At 57.5% G+C, this 11,539-nt stretch carries 11 protein-coding genes; 7 read left to right on the top strand and 4 right to left on the bottom strand.

The genetic code is table 11. The features are described from left to right. Positions 1-28: 28 nt before the first annotated feature. The 4 genes from dauA to lolB form a co-directional block, all read right to left on the bottom strand. Positions 29-1,708, bottom strand: a complete 1,680-nt coding sequence (gene dauA, locus DBY73_RS13365; RefSeq protein WP_112011605.1) for a C4-dicarboxylic acid transporter DauA — start codon at positions 1,706-1,708, stop codon at positions 29-31. Positions 1,709-1,832: 124 nt separating this feature from the next. Continuing rightward, positions 1,833-2,780: a ribose-phosphate diphosphokinase gene (gene prs / locus DBY73_RS13370; RefSeq protein ID WP_003856663.1), complete on the bottom strand. Its 948-nt coding sequence runs from the start codon at positions 2,778-2,780 to the stop codon at positions 1,833-1,835. Between the two features lie 126 nt (positions 2,781-2,906). Beyond that, entirely contained in the window at positions 2,907-3,776 is an 870-nt protein-coding gene (gene ispE, locus DBY73_RS13380) for a 4-(cytidine 5'-diphospho)-2-C-methyl-D-erythritol kinase (protein WP_112011606.1), read from the bottom strand. Continuing rightward, positions 3,773-4,384 carry a lipoprotein insertase outer membrane protein LolB gene (gene lolB / locus DBY73_RS13385; RefSeq protein WP_112011607.1) on the bottom strand — a complete coding sequence of 204 codons (612 nt, stop codon included), beginning with the start codon at positions 4,382-4,384 and terminating at the stop codon, positions 3,773-3,775. The genes ispE and lolB overlap by 4 nt, the downstream gene beginning before the upstream one ends. Before the next feature lie 232 nt (positions 4,385-4,616). Between lolB and hemA the strand changes: the two genes are divergently transcribed. The 7 genes from hemA (at position 4,617) to DBY73_RS13420 (ending at position 11,497) form a co-directional block, all read left to right on the top strand. Continuing rightward, positions 4,617-5,873: a glutamyl-tRNA reductase gene (hemA, locus tag DBY73_RS13390; protein WP_112011608.1), complete on the top strand. Its 1,257-nt coding sequence runs from the start codon at positions 4,617-4,619 to the stop codon at positions 5,871-5,873. 41 nt (positions 5,874-5,914) lie between these two features. After that, entirely contained in the window at positions 5,915-6,997 is a 1,083-nt protein-coding gene (gene prfA, locus DBY73_RS13395; RefSeq protein ID WP_112011609.1) for a peptide chain release factor 1, read from the top strand. Continuing rightward, positions 6,997-7,827: a peptide chain release factor N(5)-glutamine methyltransferase gene (gene prmC / locus DBY73_RS13400; RefSeq protein ID WP_112011610.1), complete on the top strand. Its 831-nt coding sequence runs from the start codon at positions 6,997-6,999 to the stop codon at positions 7,825-7,827. Before prfA ends, prmC begins: the two co-directional genes overlap by 1 nt. After that, positions 7,824-8,216 carry an invasion regulator SirB2 gene (sirB2, locus tag DBY73_RS13405; RefSeq protein ID WP_112011723.1) on the top strand — a complete coding sequence of 131 codons (393 nt, stop codon included), beginning with the start codon at positions 7,824-7,826 and terminating at the stop codon, positions 8,214-8,216. Before prmC ends, sirB2 begins: the two co-directional genes overlap by 4 nt. A 3-nt stretch (positions 8,217-8,219) precedes the next feature. After that, positions 8,220-9,029, top strand: coding sequence for an invasion regulator SirB1 (gene sirB1, locus DBY73_RS13410; protein WP_112011611.1), 810 nt, complete (start codon positions 8,220-8,222; stop codon positions 9,027-9,029). A 36-nt stretch (positions 9,030-9,065) separates the two neighbouring features. Further along, positions 9,066-9,920, top strand: a complete 855-nt coding sequence (kdsA, locus tag DBY73_RS13415) for a 3-deoxy-8-phosphooctulonate synthase (protein ID WP_112011612.1) — start codon at positions 9,066-9,068, stop codon at positions 9,918-9,920. A gap of 656 nt (positions 9,921-10,576) precedes the next feature. Next, positions 10,577-11,497: a GDSL-type esterase/lipase family protein gene (locus tag DBY73_RS13420; protein WP_220092927.1), complete on the top strand. Its 921-nt coding sequence runs from the start codon at positions 10,577-10,579 to the stop codon at positions 11,495-11,497. The last annotated feature ends 42 nt before the right edge of the window (positions 11,498-11,539 follow it).

Raw genomic sequence — 11,539 nt, forward strand, 5'->3', positions numbered from 1 at the left:
ACTCCTTTCGGAGTCGTTTTTTTATGGTTTACAGATCGGCGAGCGCCGCTTCGCGGTTTGGATAAAAGGCCAGGCGGCCCGGAATGGGCTGCACGCCCGCGCGCGCCATCGTGCGCAGCGGCTGGAACTCCAGGTTACTGACCCGCAGCTCGCAGCCTTCCGGCAGGCGTGCAACGAAGCGCTGGAAGGCGTCCAGCCCGCCTGCGTCGAGCACCGGAACGGCATCCCACTTCAGCACCACAACGCGTTTACCCGCGATGCGGGACTCCAGGTCGCTAAACAAGCCTTCTGCCGCCGCAAAGAACAGCGGCCCAATCACGCGCAGCACCAGCACGTCTTCCGGCACGTCGACGTTTACCGGTGAGAGACGCGTCATCTGTGCAATCCGGCGCATAAACAGCAGGGACGCCAGCACAATGCCCACGCTGATGGCGATAACCATATCGAACAGCACGGTCAGCGACATGCAGATGAGCATGACGATAATGTCGTCTTTCGGCGCGCGGCGCAGCAGGTGGACAACCTTATGCGCTTCGCTCATGTTCCACGCCACCATCAGCAGCAGCGCCGCCATGGCGGACAGCGGCAGCCAGGAGAGCAGGGGCGCGAGGATCAGCAGGGCGAGGATCACCAGCACGGAGTGGATCACCGCCGAGACCGGGGAGGTTGCCCCCGCGCGCACGTTGGCCGCGGAGCGGGCGATGGCCGCCGTCGCGGTTATGCCCCCGAAGAACGGCGCCACGATGTTGCCAAGCCCCTGGCCCACCAGCTCGCTGTTGGCCTTGTGCTTGGTGCCGGTCATGCCGTCCAGCACTACCGCGCAGAGCAGCGATTCAATCGCGCCCAGCATCGCCATCGAGAACGCCGCCGGCAGCAGCGCGCGCAGCGAGTCCCAGCTTAAGGTGAAGGTAGAGCCGGGCATATCCCACGGCAGCACCAGCTGCGGCAGCAGCTGCGGAATACCGCTGCCCTGCGAGCCGTCGGCCAGCACGTAGTGAAACTGCGAGCCGATGGTTGCCACGTGCCCGCCGAGCAGGTTGACGATAGCCATCACCCCACAGCCCAGCAGCAGCGCAGGTAAGTGCCCCGGTAGACGAATGCCTAAGCGCGGCCAGACGATCAGCGTGCCCAGGGTGACAACCCCGATCGCCGCATCGCCCAGGTTGGCGGTAGGCAGCGCCATAAACAGCGCGCCGACCTTTTGCAGATAATGCTCGGGGACGTGCGCCATATGCAGGCCGAGGAAATCTTTTATTTGCATCGTCCCAATGGTGATGCCGATCCCGGAGGTGAACCCCAGCGTCACGGAAAGGGGTATATACTCAATCAGCCGGCCAAAGCGGGCCAGCCCGAAGAGAATTAAAAAGACGCCGGACATCAGGGTGGCAACCAGCAGCCCCGCCAGACCAAACTGCTGCGATACCGGATAGAGGATCACCACGAAGGCGGCGGTCGGGCCGGAGACGCTAAAGCGCGAACCGCCCGTTAGCGCAATCACGATCCCGGCAACGGCCGAGGTGTACAGCCCGTACTGTGGGGCCACGCCGCTGCCGATGGCGAGGGCCATCGCGAGCGGGATCGCGATGATCCCAACGGTGATACCGGCGATCAGGTCGCGAATAAAGCGCGACGAGGTGTATTTCTCTTTCCAGCAGGCGTCGATGAGGGCGCGGAAGGGGAGAACTTGTGAGGAAGTTGCGTTTTTCACAATAATCTTTCATCCATGTGCGCATCATCTGTCATGTGAATGGCAGGTGAAGGAGGCATTAGTCATACAAATAAAAACTATAAACAAAAAAACCCGCCGCAGCGGGTTTTTTGGCCGTGTTCGATCAGTGTTCGAACATTGCAGAGATAGATTCTTCGTTGCTGATACGACGAATCGCTTCGGCCAACATCCCGGACAGGGTCAAAGTGCGCACGTTTGGCAGCGCTTTGATTTCGTCACTCAGCGGGATGGTATCGCACACGACCACTTCATCGATAACAGAGTTGCGGAGATTATTCACCGCATTACCGGAGAAGATTGGGTGAGTGGCGTAAGCAAACACGCGCTTGGCACCACGTTCTTTCAGCGCTTCAGCCGCTTTACACAGCGTACCGCCGGTGTCGATCATGTCGTCAACCAGCACGCAGTCGCGGCCTGCAACGTCACCGATGATGTGCATCACCTGAGAAACGTTAGCGCGCGGACGACGTTTGTCGATGATCGCCATGTCGGTATCGTTCAGCAGCTTGGCAATCGCACGCGCACGCACCACGCCGCCGATGTCCGGAGAAACCACAATTGGGTTGTCCAGGTTCAGCTGCAGCATGTCTTCCAGCAGGATTGGGCTGCCGAATACGTTATCAACCGGAACGTCGAAGAAGCCCTGGATCTGCTCTGCGTGCAGGTCAACGGTCAGAACGCGGTCAACGCCCACGCTGGAGAGGAAGTCAGCAACTACTTTTGCGGTGATAGGTACACGCGCGGAACGGACGCGACGGTCCTGGCGGGCATAGCCGAAGTAAGGAATAACAGCAGTGATACGGCCTGCGGAAGCACGACGCAGGGCATCGACCATAACAACCAATTCCATCAGGTTGTCGTTGGTTGGAGCACAGGTGGACTGGATGATGAAAATATCACCACCGCGTACATTTTCGTTAATTTGTACGCTGACTTCGCCGTCGCTAAAGCGACCTACAGCGGCGTCGCCGAGGGAAGTGTACAGGCGGTTGGCAATACGTTGTGCTAGTTCCGGGGTGGCGTTACCAGCAAAAAGCTTCATATCAGGCACGAGAAGAACCTCAGGCATGCGTCCAGTGGTGGATAGCGTTCGCCGCAAACTGTGCGGGCCAGGCGAATAGCTATCCAGGCGGTGTATTAAAGAGCGCGATGCAACGTCTGGAACAGGGTGACGTTGTCACCGAAACTCAGTCTGCGCCAGAATGGCCTGCTGTAGGGGGGAGGTGTTCATCCCGCGTGCTACAAAACCATGCAGCCAAACCGGCGCTTGCTCAAGCACCTGACGAGCGGCGGACTCGGTGTCAAATTCAGCAAAGACACAAGCCCCTGTGCCAGTCAGGCGCGACGGCGCGTATTCTAACAGCCAGGAAAGCACCGCATCAACCTCGCGAAAACGTTTTCTTGCGATAACCTCGCAATCGTTGCTGAATTCACAATTTAATAACGTGTCTATTGACCGCACGGGGGTATTACGCGGGAGGTCGGGATCGTTGAAGATAGCCGGAGTAGGAATACTGACGCCGGGGTGAGCGACCAGATACCATTTCTCGGGCGGTTCCACCGGCGAGAGAATTTCGCCCACGCCTTCGGCAAACGCCGCATGGCCCCGCACGAACACCGGAACGTCCGCACCGAGAGTCAGGCCCAGCGCCGCCAGTTCGTCCGTCGACAGCCCGCAGCCCCAGAGATGGTTCAGGGCAACCAGCACGGTCGCCGCATTGGAAGACCCGCCGCCCAGGCCGCCGCCCATCGGCAGGCGCTTTGCAACTTCAATATCCGCACCGCTTCCCGCAGGCAGGCGACCGGCGTCGTCTGCCGCTTTCATCAGCAGACGCGCGGCGCGCACGATCAGGTTGTCCTCATGCTCAACGCCGTCGACCGGCGTGAGCAGACGAATCTGCCCGTCCTGGCGCAGCCCGATGGAGATCGTGTCGCCATAGTCAATAAACTGAAACAGGGTTTGCAGGGTGTGATAGCCGTCGGCTCGCCGCCCGGTGATGTATAAAAACAGGTTCAGCTTTGCTGGAGAAGGCCACTGGGTCATCATTTAACGATCCAGTTGTCCATTTTCAGCTTGATGCGCTGGGTGCCCTGGGTCAGCTCCATGTTGGACGGCAGGGCCGGCTTGCTCTTGCTGTCATAGGCGCTGTAAACCACCTTCCAGGTTTTGCCGTTTTGCGCGTAGTTGACCTGGCTCAGGCGGTACTGGTCGTCGAGCGTATAATCCGTTGCGTCGCCCGGCAGGCCGAGGATCCACTGGCGCAGGCTGTTAAGCGGAATAGGCATCCCGGTCAGCTTGCCGATCATCTCTTCGGCATCGGTCGCGGTGTAGTGCTGGCCTTTATTGTCGGTGATCTGCGCTTCGCCCGGTTTGGCAATCAGCTCAAGCTCGGTACTGCCCAGCGGATTCAGCAGCAGCAGGCGATAGTTGTCCTGCCCCGTCTGCTGCCAGAAGAATCGGGCATACACTTTTTGTTCATCAGACAGATAGGCAAACGCGCCGCGCGTCTGATACTGGCTCAAATTGCGCACGTCCTGCTGGTGCTGACGCCACTGAGGGGAGTCAGGGCTTTTACCCGGGCCTTTCGGCGGGGTGATGGAACACGCGGTCAGGACGAGAGCCGCCAGAGGCAGCAGGCGAATCATTCGGGTCATAATGATGACAAATCCTTGAGATACGTTGCAGTTATAACTGTTAATGCTAGCGCCCCGTTGTTGCAGCGTCTACGTTCAAATTATCTCAAAGCGTTGTCCGGGCCGTAAATAATTTGAGCTACATGACGGAGATAGCGATTACTCCGAAAGGATGCAGTCTCTTTTATTGATCTCGCGCATCCTGTATGATGCCTTCGCTAACCTTATTAACGCTGGTACTACTCCCGCACACATGACCTTATTAGCACTCGGCATTAACCACAAAACAGCCCCGGTTTCTCTGCGAGAACGCGTTACGTTTTCGCCGGATACGCTCGACCTGGCGCTGGACAGCCTGCTTGCACAGCCGATGGTGCAGGGCGGGGTGGTGCTCTCGACGTGCAACCGTACCGAGCTTTATCTCAGCGTGGAAGAGCAGGATGACCTCCACGAAGCGCTGATCCGCTGGCTCTGCGACTACCACAACCTCAACGAAGAAGAGCTGCGCAACAGCCTGTACTGGCATCAGGACAACGATGCGGTCAGCCATTTGATGCGCGTGGCCAGCGGTCTGGATTCGCTGGTGCTGGGCGAGCCGCAAATTCTCGGCCAGGTCAAAAAGGCCTTTGCGGATTCGCAAAAGGGGCACCTGAAGGCCAGCGAGCTGGAGCGTATGTTCCAGAAGTCCTTCTCTGTGGCAAAGCGAGTGCGAACCGAAACCGACATTGGCGCCAGTGCCGTTTCCGTTGCCTTCGCAGCCTGTACGCTTGCGCGTCAGATCTTCGAATCCCTCTCGACGGTGACCGTTCTGCTGGTTGGCGCGGGTGAAACCATCGAACTGGTGGCGCGCCACCTGCGCGAGCATAAAGTCAAAAAAATGATTATTGCCAACCGTACCCGCGAGCGCGCGCAGGTTTTGGCGGACGAAGTGGGCGCAGAGGTTGTGGCGTTAAGCGATATCGATGAACGGCTTAAAGAGGCGGACATCATTATTAGCTCGACCGCCAGCCCGCTGCCGATTATCGGAAAAGGCATGGTGGAACGCGCGCTGAAATCGCGCCGCAACCAGCCGATGCTGCTGGTGGATATCGCCGTTCCGCGCGACGTCGAGCCGGAAGTCGGCAAGCTGGCTAACGCCTATCTCTACAGCGTGGACGACCTGCAAAGCATCATTTCGCACAACCTTGCGCAGCGTAAAGCGGCGGCGGTGCAGGCGGAAACGATCGTCGAGCAGGAAACCAGCGAGTTTATGGCCTGGCTGCGCGCGCAAAGCGTCAGCGAGACCATCCGTGAATATCGCGGACAGGCGGAGCAGGTGCGTGATGACCTGACCGCTAAAGCGCTAGCGGCTCTTGAACAGGGCGGCGACGCGCAGGCAATCATGCAGGATCTGGCGTGGAAACTGACCAACCGCCTGATCCATGCACCAACCAAATCTCTTCAGCAGGCAGCCCGAGACGGGGATGATGAACGCCTGACTATTCTGCGCAACAGCCTCGGGCTGGAATAGCGCCCCCTACCCATTTTCTATTACAAGGTGCATTTACGCCTATGAAGCCTTCTATCGTCGCCAAACTGGAAGCTCTGCACGAGCGCCATGAGGAAGTCCAGGCGCTGCTCGGCGATGCCGGGACCATTGCAGACCAGGAACGTTTTCGCGCGCTTTCGCGCGAGTACGCGCAGTTAAGTGATGTTTCTAAATGCTTTACCGACTGGCGACAGGTTCAGGAAGATATTGAAACCGCGCAGATGATGCTCGACGACCCGGAAATGCGCGAGATGGCGCAGGAAGAGCTCCAGGACGCGAAGGCGCGTTCCGAAGAGATGGAGCAGCAGCTCCAGGTACTCCTGCTGCCGAAAGATCCAGACGATGAACGCAACGCGTTTGTGGAGGTTCGCGCCGGGACCGGCGGTGACGAAGCGGCGCTGTTTGCGGGCGATCTGTTCCGCATGTACAGCCGCTACGCCGAATCCCGCCGCTGGCGCGTGGAGATCATGAGCGCCAACGAAGGCGAGCACGGCGGCTACAAAGAGGTGATTGCCAAGATCAGCGGCGACGGCGTATACGGCCGCCTCAAGTTTGAATCCGGCGGCCACCGCGTGCAGCGCGTGCCTGCCACCGAATCCCAGGGGCGTATCCACACCTCGGCCTGTACGGTTGCGGTGATGCCCGAGCTGCCGGAAGCGGAACTGCCGGATATCAACCCGGCGGACCTGCGCATCGACACCTTCCGCTCCTCCGGGGCGGGTGGTCAGCACGTTAACACCACCGACTCCGCCATCCGTATTACCCACCTGCCAACCGGCATCGTGGTGGAGTGCCAGGACGAACGTTCCCAGCACAAAAACAAGGCCAAGGCGCTTTCCGTGCTGGGGGCGCGTATCCACGCGGCCGAAATGGCGAAACGTCAGCAGGCGGAAGCCTCAACGCGCCGCAACCTGCTTGGCAGCGGCGATCGCAGCGATCGTAACCGCACCTATAACTTCCCGCAGGGGCGCGTAACCGACCACCGCATCAACCTGACGCTCTATCGTCTGGACGAAGCGATGGAAGGCAAGCTCGATATGCTGATTGAGCCTATCGTACAAGAATACCAGGCCGACCAGCTCGCGGCGCTGTCCGAGCAGGAATAATGGATTTTCAGCACTGGCTCCGCCACGCCGTCAGCGAACTGACCGAAAGCGAAAGCCCCAAGCGTGACGCCGAGATTTTGCTGGAACACGTGACGGGTAAAGCCCGCACGTATCTGCTGGCCTTCGGCGAGACGGCGCTTGGCCCTGAACAGGAAGCCCAGCTTGAGGCGTTGCTTGCCCGGCGCAAAAACGGCGAGCCGGTGGCGCATCTGGTGGGCGAGCGGGAGTTCTGGTCGCTGCCGCTGTACGTGTCGGCGGCAACCCTGATCCCGCGGCCGGACACCGAATGTCTGGTGGAGCAGGCGCTGGCGCGTTTGCCCGCTGTGGCTTGCGACATTCTCGATCTTGGCACCGGTACCGGGGCGATTGCGCTGGCGCTGGCCAGCGAGCGTCCGGACTGCGCCGTCACGGCGGTGGACGTCATGCCCGACGCCGTGGCGCTGGCGCAGCGCAACGTGGAGCGTTTGGGGCTGAACAACGTCACGGTGCTGCAAAGCAGCTGGTTTAGCGCGCTTGAAAACCGCGCGTTCGCAACCATCGTTAGCAATCCGCCGTACATCGATGAGCGCGATCCGCATCTGGCGCAGGGCGACGTGCGCTTCGAGCCGCTCACCGCGCTGGTGGCCGGTAACGAGGGGCTGGCGGATATTGAACACATTGTGACCATGTCACGACAGCATCTGCTGCCCGGCGGCTGGCTGCTGGTGGAGCACGGCTGGACGCAGGGGGAGGCCGTGCGTTCGCTCTTCTCGCGTGCAGGCTATTGCTCGGTGGAAACCTGCCGCGACTACGGCGGCAACGAGCGCCTGACGCTGGGGCAATGGGCGTGAGCCTGTTTCACGCGCTCCTCGGCGTTCACCTGGCGGCCGTTGCGCTGACCGTAAGCTTTTTCGTCTTGCGCTACTGGTGGCGTTACAGCGGTAGTCCGCGCATTGACGCCCGCTGGGTACGCATTGCGCCGCACTGTATTGATACGGTGCTGTTTCTTTCCGGCGCCGGATTAATGTGGAAGACGGGCTATCTGCCATTTACTGATAAAGGCGCATGGCTGACTGAAAAGCTGTTTGGCGTTATCATCTACATCGTTTTGGGTTTTATCGCGCTTGGGCGTCGTCGTCCGCGCAGCCAGCAGACGGGTTTTATCGCTTTTCTGCTGGGTCTGGTGGTGCTGTACATCATCATTAAACTCGCCACCACAAGAATACCGTTACTGGGGTAAGTCATGAGGTCCTTAGCCGATTTCGAATTTAATAAAGTGCCGCTCTGCGATGGCATGATTCTGATTTCTGAGATGATCCGCGACGATTTCACGTCGCAGTACGTGTACGAGGAACTGGAAAGTCTGGTCAGCCTTGCGCGCGAAGAGATTAATCAGGCTCGGCCGCAGGACTGGCAGTTAGAGAAGTTGATTGAGCTTTTCTACGGCGAATGGGGTTTCTGCGACACGCGTGGCGTGTATCGCCTGTCTGACGCGTTATGGCTGGACCAGGTCTTAAAAAATCGTCAGGGCAGCGCTGTGGCGCTGGGCGCTATTCTGCTGTGGGTTGCACATCGCCTGGATATTCCGCTGGTGCCGGTTATCTTCCCGACGCAGATGATTCTGCGCGCCGAGTGGCTGGACGGCGAAATGTGGTTAATCAATCCGTTTAACGGCGACACGCTGGATGAGCATACGCTGGACGTGTGGCTGAAAGGCAATATCAGTCCTGTTGCCGAGCTGTTCAACGAAGATCTCGATGAGGCCGATAACGCGGAAGTGATCCGCAAGCTGCTGGATACGCTGAAGTCGGCGCTGATGGAGGAGCGGCAGATGGAGCTTGCGCTGCGCGCCAGCGAAGTGCTGCTGCAGTTTAATCCTGAAGATCCGTATGAAATACGCGACCGCGGGCTTATCTACGCTCAGCTTGACTGCGAGCACGTCGCGCTGAACGATTTGAGCTATTTCGTTGAGCAGTGCCCGGAAGATCCGATTAGCGAAATGATCCGCGCGCAGATCAACGCTATCTCGCACAAACAAATTACACTGCATTAATCTAAATTCCGATTCACACCTGAATAAGGCGATCCTATGAAACAAAAAGTGGTTAGCATTGGTGACATCAAGGTAGCAAACGACCTGCCGTTCGTGCTGTTTGGCGGTATGAACGTGCTGGAGTCCCGCGATCTCGCCATGCGTATCTGCGAGCACTACGTGACCGTGACCCAGAAGCTGGGCATTCCGTACGTGTTTAAAGCCTCTTTTGACAAAGCCAACCGTTCCTCCATCAACTCCTACCGCGGCCCGGGCCTCGAAGAGGGGATGAAAATTTTCCAGGAACTGAAGCAGACGTTTGGCGTGAAAGTGATCACCGACGTGCACGAAGCGTCCCAGGCGCAGCCCGTCGCCGACGTGGTTGACGTGATCCAGCTGCCCGCGTTCCTGGCGCGCCAGACCGACCTCGTTGCCGCGATGGCGAAAACCGGCGCCGTGATCAACGTGAAAAAACCACAGTTTGTAAGCCCAGGGCAGATGGGTAACATCGTCGATAAGTTCATTGAAGGCGGTAACGACCAGGTGATCCTGTGCGATCGCGGTGCAAACTTCGGTTACGACAACCTGGTTGTCGACATGCTGGGCTTCAGCGTGATGAAAAACGTTTCTAACCAGTCTCCGGTCATTTTCGACGTCACCCACGCCCTGCAGTGCCGCGACCCGTTTGGCGCCGCGTCCGGCGGTCGTCGTGCGCAGGTAACCGAGCTGGCGCGCGCCGGTATGGCAACTGGCCTGGCGGGGCTGTTCATTGAGGCTCACCCGGACCCGGACAACGCGAAGTGCGACGGCCCGTCCGCGCTGCCGCTGGCCAAGCTGGAGCCGTTCCTGAAGCAGATCAAAGCCATTGACGACCTGGTGAAAAGCTTCGAAGAGCTGGATACCAGCAACTGATCCGCGCTCGCTATCAGCGCATTTAGCGAAACCCGCCTCGGCGGGTTTTTTTATATCCGAAATAATTGTTCAGTTTCAATATTGTTACTTACCGTGACAATAAGGGTTTAATCCTGTCAGGCAAATATCGCGCCGAAAAACCGTATTAGTATCGCTAATAATCCACCGTCAATTATCACGATTAGACAAGATGAAAAATTTTCAACTCATTCAGGCGCGCGGTAATTTACCAAAGTTAAGCGAATAGTATCTGGCATGACAAATATAACAGGTGAATATTCTGCCATAAGAGGTGAATCATCATTTGCATGAAAATGGCTCAATCGGCATGTTAAATTTTTGTGATTGACTTGTTTTTGACGATAGATATACATTCAAAACGTCCTAATTAAGGCGTGTTATTTTTAAGAGGATACAGAATATATTCTTAGAAAGCCTTATGGGTGGGCATAAAAATTAAGAAAGTAATATTTTTGGTCACGTCTAACGTTACATAACTGCGGTTAAACGTAATTTCACTTTAGCGTCTGTGATAATCAGACATCTGATATGAACTGGGAGAAATGATGACTTCGGTGGAACAATTAACGCCATACATGCGGGCATATTCAGAAGAATTTGCTGATGATGGCAAGATTAATTGGCTTCCATATATCATGTACTTTCATCCGTATAATTATCGGTCGCCCGTCATTAATACGGATAGCCGGGGGTTCAGGTACAGTTACGCCCGCGGAGAACGTTATTCCGTCGGGGATTGCAGCCAGCTTAGCCGCTGTCGGGTTATCGCGGGAAGCTCAACGGTATTTGGCATTGGCGCCAGTGCCGATAGCAATACGCTGGCATCGCGGCTGACTGAAAATGAGGCTTCCGGCGCGCCGTGGATGAATTTCGGCGGGCGAAGCTTTAACTCCACTCAGGAGATGATCCTGTTTTCGCTTAACCGCCACCTGCTGCCAGAGGTTGACGAAGTCGTACTGATGTCCGGCTTTAACGATCTGGGCCTGGCGCGCTTGCCCGCGCGGCTGAGGCAAGATCATGGCGCGTTTTTCATGGGAAACATCTACCAGAACGCCATGGAGAGCGCAGGCGCGTCTCGCTTTTCCCGCTGGCTTAGCCGTAAGGACGAAAAAGCGCAGGATGATGTGCCCACGCTCGAGGCGCAAATAGCGTACGCCGTCAGCCTGACCCGAAGGAATTTAGCAAACTGGGCGGCGCTGTGTGCGGATATGAAGGCTCCCTTAACGTTTGTACTCCAGCCTCTGGCTAATTGGGTGCGCAGCCGCGGCTCTAAAGAAGAACAATTGCTCTTCGAGGAGCGTGAAAAGCAGGGCGGCTTTGCCCAACAGTATGGCGATATTCTGACGCAGGCAGCCTACAAAACGTATCGCGACAGGCTCGCTGCGGCGTGTCATGAACTGGGTATTACTTTTATTGACCTGACGCCCGCTATTCAGTCCGTCATTACCGATGATTTTTGGCTGTTTGTCGATCGTATTCATTTTACCGATGAGGGGCATGATTTCGTTGCCCGCATACTGCTTGAACAACTTGCAAAAAGAGAGGGGGAACCATGAAGAAACTTATCCGCGCAATCAAATCGTTGTTCCAGCGCCGAA

The organism is Enterobacter sp. RIT418, assembly GCF_003057745.1.
Classification (GTDB): domain Bacteria; phylum Pseudomonadota; class Gammaproteobacteria; order Enterobacterales; family Enterobacteriaceae; genus Enterobacter.